The sequence below is a fragment of the Klebsiella sp. S69 genome (genome assembly GCF_016516145.1).
Lineage (GTDB): Bacteria > Pseudomonadota > Gammaproteobacteria > Enterobacterales > Enterobacteriaceae > Klebsiella > Klebsiella oxytoca.
Map to the genome: position 1 here is coordinate 19,646 of NZ_JACVUU010000037.1, position 17,873 is coordinate 37,518.

General features: G+C 55.4%; 18 protein-coding genes. 8 read left to right on the forward strand and 10 right to left on the reverse strand.

Going from position 1 to position 17,873, the window contains the following annotated elements:
• Window positions 1-37: 37 nt before the first annotated feature.
• Entirely contained in the window at window positions 38-982 is a 945-nt protein-coding gene (locus tag IAE27_RS27640; RefSeq protein ID WP_064370227.1) for a LysR substrate-binding domain-containing protein, read from the forward strand.
• Window positions 983-997: 15 nt separating this feature from the next.
• Here the strand turns inward: IAE27_RS27640 and IAE27_RS27645 are convergent, their stop codons facing one another.
• The 7 genes from IAE27_RS27645 to IAE27_RS27675 all read right to left on the reverse strand — a co-directional run bounded on the left by IAE27_RS27645 (window position 998) and on the right by IAE27_RS27675 (window position 10,038).
• The gene (locus IAE27_RS27645) at window positions 998-1,771 is read right to left on the reverse strand and encodes a transporter substrate-binding domain-containing protein (protein WP_108704643.1); all 774 of its coding nucleotides are present in this window, start codon (window positions 1,769-1,771) and stop codon (window positions 998-1,000) included.
• A 36-nt stretch (window positions 1,772-1,807) separates the two neighbouring features.
• On the reverse strand, window positions 1,808-2,602 hold the full coding sequence (locus tag IAE27_RS27650) for a CatB-related O-acetyltransferase (protein WP_115239296.1): 795 nt from the start codon (window positions 2,600-2,602) through the stop codon (window positions 1,808-1,810).
• A 154-nt stretch (window positions 2,603-2,756) separates the two neighbouring features.
• Window positions 2,757-3,851: a fimbrial protein gene (locus IAE27_RS27655; protein ID WP_115240125.1), complete on the reverse strand. Its 1,095-nt coding sequence runs from the start codon at window positions 3,849-3,851 to the stop codon at window positions 2,757-2,759.
• Window positions 3,852-3,869: 18 nt separating this feature from the next.
• Complete coding sequence (locus tag IAE27_RS27660; protein ID WP_200093229.1) at window positions 3,870-6,413, reverse strand: fimbria/pilus outer membrane usher protein; 2,544 nt, start codon at window positions 6,411-6,413, stop codon at window positions 3,870-3,872.
• Between the two features lie 25 nt (window positions 6,414-6,438).
• On the reverse strand, window positions 6,439-7,098 hold the full coding sequence (locus tag IAE27_RS27665; protein ID WP_032692342.1) for a molecular chaperone: 660 nt from the start codon (window positions 7,096-7,098) through the stop codon (window positions 6,439-6,441).
• Window positions 7,099-7,258: 160 nt separating this feature from the next.
• A complete protein-coding gene (locus IAE27_RS27670) occupies window positions 7,259-7,855 on the reverse strand; it encodes a fimbrial protein (protein ID WP_016810044.1) in 597 nt (198 codons plus the stop codon).
• Between the two features lie 662 nt (window positions 7,856-8,517).
• Window positions 8,518-10,038: an aldehyde dehydrogenase family protein gene (locus IAE27_RS27675; protein ID WP_004114686.1), complete on the reverse strand. Its 1,521-nt coding sequence runs from the start codon at window positions 10,036-10,038 to the stop codon at window positions 8,518-8,520.
• Between the two features lie 251 nt (window positions 10,039-10,289).
• On the opposite strand from IAE27_RS27675, the gene IAE27_RS27680 reads away from it, so the two are divergent.
• The 4 genes from IAE27_RS27680 (at window position 10,290) to IAE27_RS27695 (ending at window position 13,419) form a co-directional block, all read left to right on the forward strand.
• Window positions 10,290-12,065, forward strand: coding sequence for a sigma-54-dependent Fis family transcriptional regulator (locus tag IAE27_RS27680; protein WP_154022868.1), 1,776 nt, complete (start codon window positions 10,290-10,292; stop codon window positions 12,063-12,065).
• Window positions 12,066-12,316: 251 nt separating this feature from the next.
• Window positions 12,317-12,616 (forward strand): ArsR/SmtB family transcription factor, encoded by a 300-nt coding sequence (locus IAE27_RS27685; RefSeq protein WP_004104742.1) that lies wholly within the window; start codon window positions 12,317-12,319, stop codon window positions 12,614-12,616.
• 9 nt (window positions 12,617-12,625) lie between these two features.
• Window positions 12,626-13,147, forward strand: coding sequence for a rhodanese family protein (locus IAE27_RS27690; RefSeq protein WP_154022867.1), 522 nt, complete (start codon window positions 12,626-12,628; stop codon window positions 13,145-13,147).
• A gap of 92 nt (window positions 13,148-13,239) precedes the next feature.
• The gene (locus IAE27_RS27695) at window positions 13,240-13,419 is read left to right on the forward strand and encodes a hypothetical protein (protein ID WP_004104744.1); all 180 of its coding nucleotides are present in this window, start codon (window positions 13,240-13,242) and stop codon (window positions 13,417-13,419) included.
• A 46-nt stretch (window positions 13,420-13,465) separates the two neighbouring features.
• Here the strand turns inward: IAE27_RS27695 and stpA are convergent, their stop codons facing one another.
• A complete protein-coding gene (gene stpA, locus IAE27_RS27700; RefSeq protein ID WP_004104745.1) occupies window positions 13,466-13,867 on the reverse strand; it encodes a DNA-binding protein StpA in 402 nt (133 codons plus the stop codon).
• Window positions 13,868-14,571: 704 nt separating this feature from the next.
• Between stpA and alaE the strand changes: the two genes are divergently transcribed.
• On the forward strand, window positions 14,572-15,021 hold the full coding sequence (gene alaE, locus IAE27_RS27705; protein WP_004104747.1) for an L-alanine exporter AlaE: 450 nt from the start codon (window positions 14,572-14,574) through the stop codon (window positions 15,019-15,021).
• A gap of 41 nt (window positions 15,022-15,062) precedes the next feature.
• Here the strand turns inward: alaE and IAE27_RS27710 are convergent, their stop codons facing one another.
• Window positions 15,063-15,413 carry a DUF2002 family protein gene (locus IAE27_RS27710; RefSeq protein WP_004104757.1) on the reverse strand — a complete coding sequence of 117 codons (351 nt, stop codon included), beginning with the start codon at window positions 15,411-15,413 and terminating at the stop codon, window positions 15,063-15,065.
• Between the two features lie 149 nt (window positions 15,414-15,562).
• Between IAE27_RS27710 and IAE27_RS27715 the strand changes: the two genes are divergently transcribed.
• A complete protein-coding gene (locus IAE27_RS27715) occupies window positions 15,563-15,889 on the forward strand; it encodes a DUF883 family protein (RefSeq protein WP_004104759.1) in 327 nt (108 codons plus the stop codon).
• Between the two features lie 69 nt (window positions 15,890-15,958).
• Here IAE27_RS27715 and IAE27_RS27720 read toward each other — a convergent pair whose 3' ends face one another.
• Window positions 15,959-17,320 (reverse strand): PLP-dependent aminotransferase family protein, encoded by a 1,362-nt coding sequence (locus tag IAE27_RS27720; protein ID WP_181879932.1) that lies wholly within the window; start codon window positions 17,318-17,320, stop codon window positions 15,959-15,961.
• Window positions 17,321-17,407: 87 nt separating this feature from the next.
• Between IAE27_RS27720 and IAE27_RS27725 the strand changes: the two genes are divergently transcribed.
• On the forward strand, window positions 17,408-17,839 hold the full coding sequence (locus IAE27_RS27725; protein ID WP_004104764.1) for a carboxymuconolactone decarboxylase family protein: 432 nt from the start codon (window positions 17,408-17,410) through the stop codon (window positions 17,837-17,839).
• The last annotated feature ends 34 nt before the right edge of the window (window positions 17,840-17,873 follow it).

Sequence of the window (17,873 nt, forward strand, 5' to 3'; positions counted from 1 at the left end):
TTATACTCATGCCAAAATTCATTGATGGATATTCAGCATGCGCTCGCTTAACCGACTGAAATGGCTTCACGCTTTTGAAGCCGCCGCCCGCCACGGCAGCTTTACCGGCGCGGCCCGAGAGCTGGGCGTGACGCCTGCCGCCGTCGGGCAACTGGTCAGGGCGCTGGAGGATTGGGTTGGCCATCCGCTGCTGCACCGCACCCGCAGCGGTAAAGAGCGTCTCACTCTGGTGAACGAGGCGCAGGAGGCGCTGCAGGATATTACTCAGGGGCTGGATAAGCTGGAAAGCGGGCTGAATAAACTTCGCGGTCGCCGGGCGCGTTCCGTGGTAGTGATCACCGCCTCACAGGTGCTGATGATGAACTGGCTGATGGAGCGGTTAAACCGCTTTTCCGAAGCCTATGAAAACATCGACCTGCGCCTCAACGTTACGGAAAAGCTGATGGATGTTGCCCACGGCGAAGCGGATTTAGGCATCCGCTGCGGTCGCGGCGACTGGCCCGGTGTGGATAAAACCTGGCTAATGGATGAAGAAGCGGTGCTGGTGTGCAGCCCGCTGATCGTTCCAGCGGGCAAATCCGCCTGCGGCGACTGGCTGGCACAGCAAAAGCTGATCCACGATGATACGCCGCACCCGGGAGCCCGTTTTCCTTCCTGGGAGGAGGTTCTGCAGGCCGCTCAGGCCCCAGCGGCGCGCGATAGCGGGCTGCATATCAACTCAACGTCGGCGGTCATTCTGGCCGCGCTCAGCGGGCGCGGCGTCGCCATTGTCCGCCGGGCGCTGGTAAAACAGCTTCTCGCCACCGGTCAGCTCGTTCAGCTACATCCGGCCTACCGCTGGCCGCTCAGCTGGTCCTACTATATCGTGACGCCCCGACATGCGGCCATGCGCCCGGAAGTGAAGGTATTTCATGACTGGCTGCTTCACGATGTGCTGGCGGAGAGCGGGAACGCTGATTTTCTGCCGCTGGCTCCGCCATAGAAAACCTTTGTTGTTTTATGGGTTGATCTGGTCATGGATGCGCCACTTCTGTTTGAGCACATTTTTGTCCTGGCTATCCAGCCACTGATTTACCTTTTCCAGCAGCTGCGGGTTATCTTTATTCATCATATAGACTTTGAAGCTGGCGGTGCCCGGGAAGGGTTGCTCATTGGCCACGCAAAACACGCCCGGTTCGTTGCTTTGGTAATACACGCCTTCGATCAGGTCGGTTACCATCATATCCGCCGTTTTCTGCCGCAGCGCTTCAAGGTTATCCACGTTATTTTTCACCCGAATAATCTGTGCCTGCTTGAGATGTTCATCCACAAAGCTTTGATTGGTGCCGCCCGGGTTCACTACCACCTTCACGTTTGGCTGGTCGATTTTTTCCAGGCTGCCGAGAGCGGGCGCCGCCGCGCAGTTAGCCAGCGCAATTTTGCCGTTCGGCACGACCGGCTGGCTTAAGGCAAATTCCTTCGCCCGGGCCGCAGTTTCCGTCACCCCGCCCATAGCAATATCAAACTTATCCGCTTTCAGGTCCGCAGAGAGCGTTGGCCAGCTGGTCGGCACAAAGCTTACCTTTAGCCCAAGCCGCTTGCCGAGATCCTTCGCCATATCAACATCGTATCCCAGCAGTTCTCCGGCTTTATTATGAAACGCCAGCGGCGCGTAATCTCCCGGTACGCCGACTTTAAGTTCGCCGCTTTGTTGAATGCTGTTCATGTCGCGCGCCTGGGCGCCGAAGGCGACAGCAGCGATGACGAAAGCAATACCTGACTTCAACTTCATCTTTATATCCTTGTTCAAATGTGAACCGTTTTATGATTATCCTGCGCTGCGCAGCGGATTCTGTTTATCGTTCATAAAATCTTTAATCATGGATGCCGTCAATACCGGCGGCGAAAAACGCGAGATCGTTCCGTCGGCCGCTTGCCCGGCGAGCTGCTCGCAAAAGCGCTCAACCTGATTAACCGGACAGCCGGCAATATCCTGGGCGGAAAAACGCCACCACCGTAGCGCCAGCAGCTGCTCGATAATCGCCTCGCTAAAGCGCATGCGGATAACTTTCGCCGGGTTACCGCCGACTATGGCGTAAGGCGCGACATCTTTGACCACCAGCGCGTTGGCGGCGACAACTGCGCCATCGCCAATAGTGATGCCCTGCGCCAGAGTGACGTTCTGGCCAATCCAGACATCGTTGCCGATGGTTATCGGTCGGGGAGTTTTTTCAAAAGGGTAAAACTGGTTGGGCCTGCCGCTATCGGCAGCCAGCGTCGCCATCACGCCGGAGTGATGGGCATAAAAAACCGGGCTGGCGCTGGCCCACTCCAGGGGATGCCGATCGCCAAGTACCTGTAACCGGTCGGCAATCGATGTGTAGCGCCCCACTTTAATCAGCGCCGGCAGCAGGGTTCGCGTATAGCTAAAAGCGCCCAATGAGGCCAGCCGTTCGCCGCAGCGCCCCCAGTAGGTGGTATACGCCTCGGTGGTTAAATTTTCCGGTATCTCGATCGGCAGATCGTCACGGTAAAAGGCGTGGGCGCAGACCAGCTTCTGCCCGCCGACAAAAATTCGCTGCGCCTGCAACAGGGGTCTAAGCTCCCCAAAGGTGATTTTCATGATCGATTTCCCGCACCAAAGTATTCCCGGTCAGCCGCTTCATCTCTCGATCATTGATAGCGTACCGATCCGCTCGCCGCGCGAAAAATCACTATGACATCTCTTTTTTGTGAGCTACAACGCGAAAGCGTTGGGCCGTTATCGCCTGCGATCGTCAGTTATACTCCAGCGCAAAGGTCACCATGCTATTGGCGGTGCCGGCGGTCACCGCATCATCGGTCTGGACGTACTGGGCGTTGAAGTTGATATTCTCCGCGCTGCCGGCGCTGCTGGCGTTAATCCGCTTTAGCACCGGGAGATTGCTGGCCTCGTTGATTTTGACGCTGGTCCCTGCCGCAGGCGCCGGGGCGCTGTTATTGCCGTACGTGAGCCTGACGCCCACCCCGCTCGCAGAGGCGTTGGCTTTGCTTAACGCGAGGGTATCCGTACCGCCGCCTGGTGAGGTGACGCCAAAAAAGCCGATGCGGATATCGGTTGGCGTGGAACAAAAGACCGGTATGGAGAAGCTTTTCGCGCTGCCGCCGGTGGTGCTTTTGCCCTTGAACTCCGCTTTATTCACCGTCCCCAGGCTAACGTGAATATTCGTGGTTGAAACCTGACAGCTGCCGCTGCTGCCGATGTCGACGTTCAGCGCCGCCATATCGAGCGTGACCGGCGAGCTGGCGACAAAACCGGCGCGGCTGTCGGCCTGCTGCTGGATCGTCAGTTCGCCAATCTGCGGCTGCGCCGGAACGTTAGCGTGGTTACCGCTGACCAGGGCGACGTCCCCGGTCTTATAAAACGTCACAAAGACTTTCACCACAATCTGCTGCTGGTTCAGCAGGTTAGCCATCTCCTGGCTGTCACACACCGTCACGGATTCCGCATTATCAGCCGCGTGGCTGCCATCAATAAAGCGAACCGCGCCGCCGCCGCACTGGAAGCCCAGTGAGTATCCGATACCCTCCAGCGCCGAGGGGAACACGTGCTGACCGCCGATGGAAAGCGGCGATGAGGCCGTTTTTAGCTGCCGATAAACCAGACGCTTTGCCGCCGCTTTCGGCACCTGAAGATCGCAGGAGAAATGAATCCCGCTGCCGTTATCCGCCATCACGCCGGTCATCTGCGTATTCAGCGGCAGCGTGGGCAGGTACTTGATATTCTGGACGTTAACGGTCATCTGGCCGATATCCCCTTTGCAGGTTTCCGCCCAGCCGCTGTGGCTATAGATGCCCGCTATCAGCAGGAATAAAAACGATACTATGCGCAAAATCACCTCTGTGCAGACCTACTGGCAGAAGCCAGAGACGGTTTTAACCGGACTCTGCCTCTGCTGTACGGTATCGGTAAGATGGAAATGCAGCACGCATCTCCGTGAGATGTTGTCGGCATTCCAGGCAACATCCAGCGTCCCTTCCTGCGGAATGCCGCTCAGATAGACCTGCCCGCCATCGGCCACCATGCCGCCCGGGGCCCCGCCAGGATCGTCTTCAGCTTTCCGCAAGCGAACGCTGGCGCCGAACGGCAGCGGCCCGTGACTATCGCTGAGGGTAAACAGCACGCGGCTGCCGATATGGGTCTGGTAGTTCGCCTGCACCACCGCCCCTCCGCCGGGGATCACCGTCTGTCCTTCAAGTTCGACATCGGCATCGTCGGCCAGCGATTCGGTATCAAGCGTAATGGTATTTTTGCGATAGGCCGTCAGCGAAGGCACCACCGCATAGCCTCGCCAGTCGGTATGCACATTGCTGCCGTTCTGTATCGCCACCTCAGCAGCGCCCGGCGCACGCACGATGGCAAAGCTTTCGCCGACGGTCTGCCCGAGCGTCACGCCATGAGGATGGGCGACAACGGAGCCCGATGCGCCCCAGGTAAGCTGCTGACTGGCGCTATCGTGGCGATAGCCGAGCTGCGCGGTTCCGTACCCGCCGTGGTAATCCAGCGCGGCGCTGCTGTTACTGCCCTGGCCGCCGTTAACGTAGCCCTGCTGGAGGGAGTAGTAGAGATTGGGATGATGTGGAAGCGAACCGAACAGCGACGCCTGCTGCGAAGTACGTCCGCTATTGTCGGAGGTCGTGCTGTAGCTGATCGCGCTCTCGGATAGCGGGCCGAAAAGCGGAACGCTCAGATTAAAGGACCACGAACGATCGGCTTTTTGTCGATCGGATGAATGGGTGTAGTAATAACCCACGCCCCACGTCACGCCTCGCCAGGCGCTGTAAAATCCGAGATGCAGCGTTTCATCGCGGCTATGACTGTGCCAGTACTCCTGCGACCAGGCGGATATCGCCAGGCTGCTGATACCGCCAAAGGCCTGAGAAAGCGATATTTCTTCGCGGCTGCGCTTGTTGTCGAGCAGCCCGTTGCGGCTTTCAAGCGCATTCGCTTCGCTGAAGTCATAGTAGCCACTGGAGGAGTAGCGATAGCTGGCGAGACTGAATGAAGTCCCCGTGCCGGCAAAATCCTTCTGATACTGCACGCGCACCGAATGACCTGCCGAGCGCTTTCCCGACGGCGCTGCGGTGTTTGCCCACGTCGCATCGCCTCCGATCGACCCCAGTTCGCCCAAACCGCGCCCGATGCCAAGCGCCCACGACTGGTAATCCTGCGCCAGCTGGCTACCGCCGTAGAGCGTGAATTCAGCCGGTAGCCCATAAAACAGCGTGCCCTGTAAAAACGTCGGCGACTGCCCCTGGCGCTGCGCTGAACGGAAGCGCCCGGCGCTCAGGTTGTATTTAACCCGCCCTTCGCGCAGCATAAAGGGTACGGCTGAAAAAGGTTGCGTAAAGGTTCGCACCGAACCGTCGCTCTCTTTCACCTGGACTTCGAGGTCGCCGCTTTGCGCCGTCGGATAGAGATCGTTTATTGCAAACGCCCCCGGCGAGACGAACGTTTCATAGATCACGTAGCCATGCTGGGATATCGTCACCTTGGCATTACTATGCGCCATCCCGCGGATCGTTGGAGCGAAGCCGCGCTGGCTGTCCGGCAGCATTTCATCATCGGACATTAGCTGAATACCGCGAAACTGCACGCTGTCAAAAACGTCGCCGGTCGTAAAGGTATCGCCCATTCGCAGCAGGCTTTTGAGGGATTTCACATCGCGCTGTAGCCAGGTGCTCTGCGAATTCCAGCGCCGGGTGCGATCGTACTCCATCGACGATACGTTGCGCAGGCGCCAGGCCCCAAGGTTAACCCCGCTGCGTAGGTTCAGATAGCTGGATTGGCTATTGTCATCCGGCTGCCGGGTTTGCGACCCGGTCAGGTTGTAGTTAACAAACGCCGCCGGGATACCGTCGTCCCAGCGCGCTGGATCCACGTATCCGCGGCTCTGGACGTTCATGGCCGCCTGGGGAATGCTTAAGATCAGGCGCTGATCGGCAAAATCGAAACGGCTACTGGCATCAGGAATGTAGCGCTCGATGTGGGTGAACGCTTGCCCCTCATGCAGCGATTGAAAGGCAGAAAAAGCGCTGACGTTCACGCCATATTCCGCCAGCTGCGCCGGGGTTAACTGCGGCTGCAGCGCGCCGTTGCTGTCGATAAACGTCACCTCGCCCCGGGTTATTTCCTGATTATTCACCCAAATGCTGACTGAATAAGTCCCCGGCTGCTGGCCGCCTGATTTTGCAAAATAGCGTAAGTCAGCGGTCTTTTGCTGCGGATTGGCAAATTCTAAGGCCGCCGGATCGAAGTACTCATCCGCCCGCGCGATGCCGCTTTGACAAAGCAGGAAAAGCGCCGTCGGCACCGTCGCTAATAATGAAATCCCGCCGGTTGGCGCAGCGATCGCCGTATAACCGGAAGTCATACCAGAGGGGTTATTTTTCACAATATCCTGACCAGACGAAGCAAAATTACTGTTGCGCGAAATCCGTCATCCCGCCGAAATCATTAATGGCGCGCCACTTAATAATGCCGGTGCGATGAATCGGCCACTCTTGCTGGCTAAAGGGTCCAATCATGCCGGGTTCAGTAATCTCCTTGCCGCCCACCGAAAGGGTAAAAAATGAAACAAAATAGGGCGTCGGGTTTTGCGCTACCAGCCGTGAGCCGTCAATTTTAAATGTCAGCTTGCGCCATGCATCGGCTGGGTCACCCGTCAGGCCATTCGGGCGATAGAAGATCTTAAATTTTGATTTAATATTGACCTGTAGCTTATTCACTTCATCTTTTTTCGTTGGCGCAATACTTTTTACATTGAGCCAAAATACCGATTCCCGATCCGCGGGCAGCGTTGCGCCAATGAAATTAATACGCAACACGTTCTGCTGTTCTGGATCGAGCCGGAATAACGGCGGCGTAACGATAAACGGCACCCGGCTCTTATTATTCTCCGCATAATTTTCCACCCACGATTGCACCAGATAAGGCGAATGGCTATCTGCATTAGTAACTGATATTGCGGCCTCTCGCTTCCCTTCCTGATAGATTACCCGGGTTCCTCCCATGACAATACCGGCGTGGGCCGCGGTGGATAATATTAACAAGGCTAGCGCGGCGATCGTTCGTTTCATAATCATTACCGTCCGGGAATAATAAAAGCGGGTATCAGTAACAAAGCCTGATAATAAATATGGATAAACCAGGGCGCCCGTCTTTCAGCCAGGCAGAAGCTAACGCCTTGCCCGGCCCGGGCAAGCTTTAATAACCGTAGCGTTACCCGCTTTTATTTTATTAGTTGTAAACCATATTGAAGTTAGCTGTACCGTTGGCAGAACCCGCGGTAACCGCACTGGTCGAGACATAGTCAGCAAAGAATTCGAGATCGGCGGTTCCGGTAGTGGTGCCGCTGGCACCGGCGGTAACGCTATGGCCGCGAGAAACGTCGCCAAGCTCAACCGGCGTCGATTTGTCATCTTCATACAGCTTAATCGCTACCCCTTTTGCGGTACCGTTAATCGCCAGTAGATCGCTATTGTTGCTATCGCGGGTACCGTCAAACAGCACCGAGACGGTGGTGACGGTGGAAGGACAATCTTTGACTTTGATATGAAAGGAGGTTTTGGTGGTTTCTGAACCCGTGCCGGTAAAATAGCTGCTCGCCCATTTTCCCAGATCGACGCTTTGATTCGCGCTGGTGCTATCAACATTACAGGAGGAGTCGGTAATGGAGCCGGTAAATTCCACCTGACCGCCCGTTCCTTGCGTGCCCGCATTCGAGCCGGGATTAACGGTCATTGCCGAACTGGCCGGCTGTGAAGGCGTGGATAATGCGCTGCCAGACACCAGAGCACCGACAAACATTGCCATAATACGAAATTGCGTTTTCATTATTTATCTCATCTCTAACTTATATTTTTACAGATTCCGCGCTAAGGCTTAAGGCCGCGCAAATCTGCATACAGATCCTCCATGTTAATAGTATTGGCGTTCCGTCCGCAGGCCATCAGGAAAAAACCCGTGCCGCTCAATTGATCATGCGTAATAAAATAAAAAGTGCTTTTAGCGAAATTGACTAACCATTTATTCAGGGAACAAATAAATACTATCCCTACCCATTACAAATCGCAATATTTTGTTATGTTAATGAAATGCTGTTTTATTTCACATATAAAAATAATATTAAAGACATTGCGCTTTTTGTTAATTAACGCAACCAAAAATCACGATACAATAACATTAAATCGCAACATTGGATTGCACAATTTAACAAACACAACGAATTTAGCCGCTATTTTGCGGCAATAAATCCGTGAGCACGCGCGGCATTTATTAAATATTAGGATTAATCTTAGGTTGCGTTCAATCTTATTTTCGTAAACGAATAATCAATAATCACGTGAGTAATTATTAATAATCAATATGGAAGAAGCTTTTTTTAGCGGCAAGCGGCTGGACGCAAAAGCAATAACAGTACTTTTTTTATGGAATAAAACCCGCAATCAAACAAGATTGCGGGCGGTATTGAAAAATGAATAAATAGCAGGCTTCGATCAGAACAGGCCCAGCGGCGCGGTACCGTAGCTGACCAGCAGGTTTTTCGTCTGCTGGTAGGCGTTGAGGGCCATCTTATGCGTTTCACGCCCTACGCCGGACTGTTTGTAACCGCCGAATGCGGCGTGCGCAGGATAGATGTGATAACAGTTGGTCCACACCCGGCCGGCTTTAATGCCGCGCCCCATGCGATAGGCAAGATTGGTATCCCTCGTCCACACCCCAGCCCCAAGGCCGAACTGGGTCTGATTAGCGATAGACAGCGCCTCAGCTTCATCCTTAAAGGTGGTCACGCCAATCACCGGGCCGAAAATCTCTTCCTGGAAGCTGCGCATATCGTTGCGTCCCTGAATCAGCGTCGGCTGAATATAGTAGCCGTTATCCAGTTCGGCAGAGATGCTGGCGCGTTCGCCGCCGGTCAGGATGGTACCGCCTTCATCGCGAGCGATCTTGATATACGAGAGTATTTTATCGAACTGCTGACGTGACGCCTGCGCGCCGATCATCGTACCGGTGTCAAAGGGGTCGCCGCGGCGAATTTGCGCCACTTTGTCCATGACCCGCGCCATAAAGGGTTCGTAAATAGACTCCTGAATCAGCGCGCGGGACGGGCAGGTACAAACCTCCCCTTGGTTAAAGAAGCCCAGCACCAGGCCTTCCACCGCCTTCTCGATATACTCTTCTTCCCCCTCCATCACGTCGGCAAAGTAGATGTTCGGCGATTTACCGCCCAGCTCAACGGTGCAAGGGATAATGTTTTCCGCCGCGCAGGCCATAATATGGCGGCCAACCGGCGTCGAGCCGGTAAAGGCGATTTTGGCAATGCGTTTACTGGTGGCCAGCGCTTCGCCCGCCTCCTTGCCAAAACCCTGAACCACGTTAAGGACGCCCGCCGGGAACAGATCGCCAATAATCTCCAGCAGCAGCGTGATGCTGAGCGGCGTCTGCTCCGCCGGTTTTAGTACCACGCAGTTACCTGCCGCCAGCGCCGGCGCCAGTTTCCAGGCGGCCATTAACAGCGGAAAGTTCCACGGGATAATTTGTCCGACCACGCCAAGAGGCTCATGGAAATGGTAAGCCACCGTCGTTTCATCAATCTCCGCCGTGCTCCCTTCCTGCGCGCGCAGGCAGCCGGCGAAGTAGCGGAAGTGATCGACCGCCAGCGGCAGGTCGGCGTTGAGCGTTTCGCGGATTGGTTTGCCGTTATCCCAGCTCTCCGCCACCGCCAGATACTCGAGGTTGGCCTCAATACGGTCGGCAACCTGCAGCAGCAGATTGGCGCGCTGCTGAGCCGACGTTTTGCCCCAGGCGTCGGCGGCCCGATGCGCCGCATCCAGGGCGAAGTCGATATCTTTGGCATCCGATCGTGGAAACTGACCAATGTTGCTACCGTCGACCGGGGAGGTGTTCATAAAGAATTCGCCGCCAATCGGCTCGACAAATTTACCATCAATAAAGTTACCGTAAGCAGACTTCAGTGAAACCAAAGCGCCCGGCGTGCCAGGATGTGCATAACGCATCGCGAATCTCCTTCATGTAGGGTTGAAGCGCAGCGGCGTATTAGTTTTGTCCGGCGGCTCGCTGCGTCTTCAGACCATTGCAGGGGGCGTGCCACCTTTTTCGCCACCAAAAATATTTCTATTTTTCATATTGATAGCTTATAAATCTCGCTTTCTGTTGCACTGAATGTTCCTTATGTGTTGCAAATCGCAACACTAACAAAACCTTGTAGCTACAATATTGCAACACTAGTGAGATGACGAGGTGTCCCGTGCCAGGAAATCCATTTGCCCTGACGCCAGAGATCAAAGCGAGCCCGCTGCTGAGCGACTCCTGGTGCCGCAGCCAGCGCTATGGCATCGACCCCGCTACTGACGACTTCCCTCGCCTGCACGCCAGCGAGCTGGCCGACAGGCTCGCCAGCCATAGCCGTCTGCAAAAGCTGGCCCAGCCGGTGGTTAATGCCTTGTCCAGCAAGGTCAACGATCTGCAATCGGTGGTGATCCTCTCTGACGCCAGCGGACTGGTTTTGCAAACCTTTGGTGAGACGCAGGCCATGCAGAAAGCGCAGCGCTTCGCTTTAGCCCCGGGCAACCTGTGGAGCGAAAGCGGACGCGGAACCAACGCCATCGGCACCGCGCTGGCGATAGACGACAGCTGCGAAATTGATGGCCGTCAGCATTTCCTCACCAGCAACCAGGGCCTGTATTGCGCCGCCGTACCGCTGCAAAATCCCGAGGGGAAAATAGCCGGGGTGCTGGATATCTCCGGCCCGGCCCACTATCCGCACGCCCGGACGCTGGCGTGGGTAAAAGGCGCCGCGAAGCAAATAGAATATCTATGGGTAAAACAGAGTCTGCACCCGCAGCAGTGGCTGATGAGCCTGCATCCCCGGGCGGAAAAACTCGACAGCGTAGACGAACGGCTGCTGGTCTTTACCGATAACGTGCTGACGGCGGCTAACCGGCTGGCGATGCGCGAATTCGACCTCGACGCCGCCCGGTTTGGTCATCTCACTTTCCAGCAGCTTTTTTCGCAGCTGCGGCAAACCGCCGTTAGTATCCCGCTGCCGGTCGCCGTCGGAGGGCACAACTACTATTACCGTCTGCGTGCTCCCGCGACCGCCAGCGTGGCGACGACCGCGCGCCCGGCACTCGATCTGCCGTTCTCCAGCCCGCATGAATCAGAAAAGCTGCTGCGTCTGCTTAATGCCGGGATTGGCTTATGTATCGAAGGAGAGACCGGCTGCGGCAAAGAGTACGTCAGCCGCACGCTGCACCGGCACAGCCGCTGGAGCAGCGGCAAATTCGTCGCCATCAACTGCGCCGCTATTCCGGAATCGCTAATTGAATCAGAACTGTTTGGCTACCAGCCCGGCGCGTTTACCGGGGCAAACAAAAACGGCTATATCGGCAAAATCCGCGAGGCCGATGGCGGCATTCTTTTTCTTGATGAAATTGGCGATATGCCGTTAGCGCTACAAACCCGGCTGCTGCGGGTCTTGCAGGAGAAAGAGGTCACGCCGCTAGGCGCCAGCCGGAGCTCGCCGGTGAACTTCGCGGTCATTTGCGCGACCCATCGCAACCTGGCGCAGCGGGTGGCCGAAGGCGTCTTCCGCGAAGACCTGCTCTACCGCCTGCGTGAGTTTGCCCTGACGCTGCCGCCGCTGCGCAAGTGGCCTGAACTGCCTGCGTTTATTCAGCGGCTGTGGCGCGAGCAGGGCGGAGAGAAACGTCGCATCACGCTGGCTCCGGAGGTTATACAACGGCTGGCGGCTCAGCCCTGGCCAGGCAATGTGCGCCAGCTGCAAAGCCTGATGAGAGTATTGCTGGCGCTTGCCGAAGATGGCGAAATGCTGGGGGTCGATGATTTGCCTCATGAGTACCGAACCCCGACCGCCGCGCCGGGTGGGCTACAGCAGCACGATGCGCAGCTGATTGCCGACACCCTGGCAAGCTATAACGGCAATATCACTAAGGCCGCGCAGGCTTTAGGCGTCGCACGCAGTACGCTCTATCGCCGCGCCGCCCGCCGCGGAGGCCAGTGAGCCAGCCATGGAGATTACGTCAGGGCATGAAACGCGGCGGTAGCCAGGCGAACAGGCGTTTACTTATCGTTTCGCACAGGGAGGTTAATCGTCGCCCGACGCCCTGCCAGACAAGCTGCGCGCTACCGACGCCACAGGCTGAAATAAATCGTCGTGGATTCAGCCAGGCTATTTAGCCTCACAATATTCATGACTGGCGTAATGCGCTTTTTTATTTTAGTATTTACTAAATTTAGAAAAGACTAAAATAAATGAATACACCAGAACAGCTACAGGCCAGCGCGGGCGAAGCCGCCGCGCTGCTGAAAGCCATGAGCCATCCCAGCAGGCTTTTGATTCTGTGCATGCTGTGCGATTCGCCAGGCACCAGCGCCGGCGAGCTGGCGCGGATCACCGGATTAAGCCCCTCCGCCACATCTCAACATCTGGCGCGAATGCGCGATGAAGGGCTGATCGGCTGCGAGCGTCAGGCGCAGCGGATCCACTACTTCATTACCCGGCCAGCGGTGCAGCAAATCGTCACCGCGCTAAAGTCAATTTACTGTCCTTAAGGAGCGTCTATGACTATCGCTACACTTTCTCCCGCCGAAGCCCGGGCGCTCATCGACAGAGGCGCCCGGCTGGTCGATATCCGCGATGCCGATGAATACGCCCGTGAGCATATTCCCGGCGCACAACTCGTCCCACTGGAAACCTTGAACAAAGGCGCAGCGCTGCACGCCTGCCCCGAGGAGACGATTGTTTTTCACTGTCAGGCAGGTTCGCGCACTCAGAATAACGCCGCCCGTCTGGCCGCCTCCGCCGCGCCGGCGCAGGCCAGGCTGCTGGCTGGTGGAATACAGACCTGGAAAGCGGCAGGTCTGCCGGTGGAAGAGGATAAATCACAGCCGCTACCGCTGATGCGTCAGGTTCAAATCGCCGCAGGCGTCCTGATTTTGCTTGGCGTCGCTTTAGGTTATACGGTTAACAGCGGCTTTTTTTTGCTTAGCGCATTCGTCGGCGCCGGACTCGCCTTCGCCGGTATCACCGGCTTTTGCGGCATGGCGCGGCTTTTGGCGCTGATGCCCTGGAATCGTCGTTGACCTCTACCTCTTTCGGTCAGCTGTTGATAACGCTTTTGCTGAGCTATGGTTATTGTCAGCGATGATTTTTATCAGCACACAGGAGAAGAAGTATGTTTACAGTCGGTGACCTGGTACAGCCGCGCGCAGGCGGACCAAAACTCAAAGTCGTTGAAGTCCAGGGCGACAGCATTATTGCCGTTCAGGCCGGTAACGAGCAGGGGGAGAAATATACGCTGAAAGCAACCGAGGTAACGGCTTATAAAGAAGACGGCGATTTTGGCGTGTGCTGATTAAGCCGGGTAAAAATAACGGTGGGTTTCCCCACCGTTCTGAATATTAGATCAGGAAGCTCTCAAGGGATTTACCCTCAGCGACGGCTTTAGCGAGCGGCTTCGGCATACGTCCCTGCCCGGTCCAGGTTTTCTCGGCGCCGGTATGATCGGTAAAACGATATTTAGCCGGACGCGGCTGGCGCTTTTTGCCGCCTTTTGAAGTCGCGGTCGCGTGGCCCACTAATTCCTCTGGGGTGATACCGTCAGCGGTCATTAATTCCAGCCAGGTGTTTATTTTTTCCTGATATTCCGCCTGCTGTGCCTGAGCAGCCTGCTCTTCAGCGCGTTTTTCTTCAGTGACGGTCCTTAGCTTTGCCAGCATATCTTCAAGCACGTCAATGGAGAATTCACGAGACATGGCGCGGAGTGAACGAATATTATTCAGTTTCTCTAATAGTAATGACATATATTTCAAAAAATTCCCAAATAGCAAATAAAACAAAAGTGACGGCAATAGTTTAATTGATTCGATTATTTATTTCCAGCCCTGGATAATTCTGTATATCCATCCTCACTTAGCGACAACAAATATGATAAACAAACCGATAACAGGGTAATTATTAGCAATGAATAAGCGCTGAAAGATAGCGCAATATGAATAGCGGCCCTTCTTTGATGTAATACCTGTAGGCTCAGCGTGTTATCAGAATATTCCGCTTAGCCAGGCAAAATGCGGCAGGCGTCTGTACGGAATATTCATGCATGAGTTATGAATAGCCACCCAGAGAGTTATACAGCATATCATGCTGGTTTTATGCTCTTTGATACGTAAAAAACTCCAAAAGTGACCCCGTTCACATCAGAACCCGATTCTGTCGCGAAACGACGCTGTTACCCATTGCCAGAGGTATCGTCCATTCTGCGCGTAATAAAATCAAATCATTGATAAATAATAAAAAATGAAGCAATGACAACAAAAGTAGCGTAATAAACAAAAAACAGCCAGTTGCAGAGTATTTTATCGACAAAAAGCCTTTAAATAAAAATTTATAGCTAGTTGCCACTTTTAATGCAGAGATATACTCTACGCACATCAAAACAGGCAACCCAAAACGCTAAACAAAAGCGAATCTTTTGGCATTATCGACTTCATTTTCGAGGAGCACACCGATGTTCTCTGCGCAGTCCCGCTTGCGTCATGCGGTAGCAGACACCTTTGCGATGGTGGTTTACTGCACCGTTGTGAACATGATGATCGAAATCTTTCTCTCCGGAATGAGCTTCGAGCAGTCGTTATCTTCAAGACTGGTGGCGATTCCGGTGAACATTATTATTGCCGTCCCCTACGGTTTTTATCGCGATTTTGCGATGCGCCAGGCGCGCCGCGTCAGCACATCAGGCTGGATGAAGAACATTGCGGATGTGGTGGCCTATGTGACTTTCCAGTCGCCGGTCTACGTGGCGATTTTGCTGGTTGTCGGCGCTGACTGGCATCAGATTGCCGCGGCGGTAAGTTCAAATATCGTGGTGTCGATGATGATGGGCGCAGCGTACGGCTACTTCCTCGACTACTGCCGACGCCTTTTCCGCGTCAGTCCCTACCAGCAGGCCAAAGCCTGAGTTAATGCGAAAAAGCGACTGGTTCCGCCAGCCGCTTTTTGTCAGCTGTATTGCGCTTCGCCAAACAGGCCACTCAGAAAACGCTCAAGCGCCATGCGCGAACTGAACCCGTGTGGAATACCATAATGCTGCTGAGCGTCTCCCGCTAAATACAGCGGAAATTGCTCGTAATGATCGCAGGTTTTGATATCCGACGCGGGCTCCGCAAGCGTAGTGCTGCGTTCTTTTAAAGCCGGATGAATAATTAACGCGGTACGCCCCATACGAGCTTCACGGTTCACGTAAACATAATTATCGCCACGGCGATAGCCATAGGCTTTTTGCGTCACAACATCCATGGTGAAGCCGGCTTTTTCAAGAACTCGCGCCACCTCATCGGGTCTTAAATACATACTAATTCCTCATTATCTTTTACCGCACGTTAACCTTACCTTATTCATTAAAGCCAACGCTTTCGGAATATTCCATAAAGGGCGATTTACAGCATAAAGCAAAATCTTGTCCTACACTTATAGACTCAATGGAATAAAGGGAGAAACCAATGGCCAACCGAGCAAACCGCAACAACGTAGAAGAGAGCGCTGAAGATATCCATAACGATGTCAGCCAATTAGCGGATACGCTGGAAGAGGTGCTGAAATCATGGGGCAGCGACGCCAAAGACGAAGCGGATGCCGCGCGTAAAAAAGCGCAGGCGCTGCTGAAAGAGACCCGCGCGCGCCTTAACGGCAACAACCGCGTACAGCAGGCGGCATGCGACGCCATGGGCTGCGCTGACAGCTACGTGCGCGACAAACCGTGGCAAAGCGTTGGCGCTGCAGCAGCCGTTGGGGTATTTATTGGCGTATTGTTGAATTTACGTCGATAATAAAACTGCCAGACCAATGAAGATAACAAATACGCGTCCACCCCTGCCTACTCCGGTATGCAGGGGTTTTTATTTGTCCTGAGAAGCGAGAGCCCGAGTCAGCTTTCGTACCACCTCGCCCGCCATCTCCGCTGAGGTTAAATTGGTGAAGCTCATCAGTAGCGCCCCTTCTCCCCGACTATCCATTCGCCAGTCGCTTAACGCCTGGATGGCCAGACCGGCCTGTCTGCCGCGCAGGGCCAGTTGACGATCGTCGCCGCTTACCCTGACGACCATCTGAATGCCGCCCGCTTGCGGAACCACCGCGATACCGTGCTCCCGCAGCGCCGATTCAAGCCACTGACGACGTTGAGCATAGCTGGCGCGCATTTTCTTCAGATGGCGCCAGAAATGGCCTTCGCGGATAAAATCAGCCAGCGTCTGCTGCCACAACGTCGGCACGCTACAGCTCATCAGCGCCGCCTGTTGGCGAAACTGCGCCACCAGCGGTTCCGGCACCACCAGCCACGCTGCGCGTAATGCCGGGAAAAACGTTTTACTGAACGCACCGGCGTAGATGACGCGCTGCGGGGCGTCGAGGCTTTTTAGCGGCGGCAGCGGCTTGCCGCGATAGCGGAATTCGCTATCGTAATCATCTTCGATAATCCACGCGTTATTCTGCGCCGCCCATAGCAGGAGCTGTCTGCGCCGGGTCAATGAGAGCGCAACGCCGAGCGGGCTTTGATGAGCCGGCGTCAACAGCGCAAAATTCGCGTTTGGGTAATGCCGCTGCGCCCAGCCAATATCCATTCCGTCTTCGTCAACCGGAACCGGGCAGATCGCCACCCCTTCGCCGCTCACGATCGGCCGGATAAGCGGAAATCCCGGATCCTCCATCCACATTTGCTGGCCCGGCCGGGACAGGGTTCGCAGAATGAGGCTCATCGACGCCGCGTAGCTACCCGTCACCAGCACCTGCTCAGGACGACACTCTATACTGCGCGACAGGCGCAAATAATCGACGATCGCCTGCCGAAGCATCGGGTCCCCGCAGGGATCGCCGGGCGCGAGATCGAAACGCGTTTGCGTACGCAGCCGGCGCCCCATGATCCGCGTCCACAGACCGCGCGGAAATAGATCCAGCCCGGGCAGCCCAAGCTGAAGCGGCAGCGGCGCCGTCGGTTCATCGCCGGTAACAGAGCGTTCAGGCACGCTTTGCGGTGGGCTGAGGCGATCGCTGACAAAGGTTCCCGCCTGCCCGCGCCGCTCCAGCCAGCCCTGCGCTACCAGCTCTCCCCAGGCGTTTTCAATCGTTGCTCGCGATACGCCAAGCTCCTGAGCATAGACCCGACTCGCCGGCAGCCTGCTGCCCGGCGCCAGCTCGCCGCGCTCAATTGCCTGCTTGAGCTGTCGGGCGATACGCTGGTAATGCGGGATTTTTTTGGCATCCATCATGGTCTGCTTTTTTCATCACAATATGGCTATCTTATGCAGTCCATTATAGTGCTATTTTCCTCGCGTCTTAATGAGGAGAGTAAAATGAACACACTACGTCAGCCGTACAATGAACTGAGCCCGGAAGTCTATAACGCTCTGGTTAAGGCCAAGATTACGCTGGAAAAAAGCGAGCTGGACGGCGCGCTGATAGAACTGGTGTATTTGCGGGTATCGCAAATCAACGGCTGCGCCTTCTGCCTGGAGATGCACAGCAAAGCCCTGCGTCAATCCGGCGTGGCGCAAAACAAACTGGACGCCCTGGCAGGCTGGCGGGTGAGCGCCCATTTCAGCGATGCGGAACGCGCGGCGCTGGCGTGGGCTGAATCGGTCACCCATATCGCCGAAAGCCATGCGGAAGACGCTGTTTATCTACCGCTCCTCGATCATTTTAACGCCCGGCAGATTAGCGATCTGACTTTCGCCATCAGCCTGATGAACGCCTTTAACCGCCTGGCGGTAAGCATGCGTCTGTAATTTTTCGGTAAGAAATCCCGTCCCCCGGCGGATC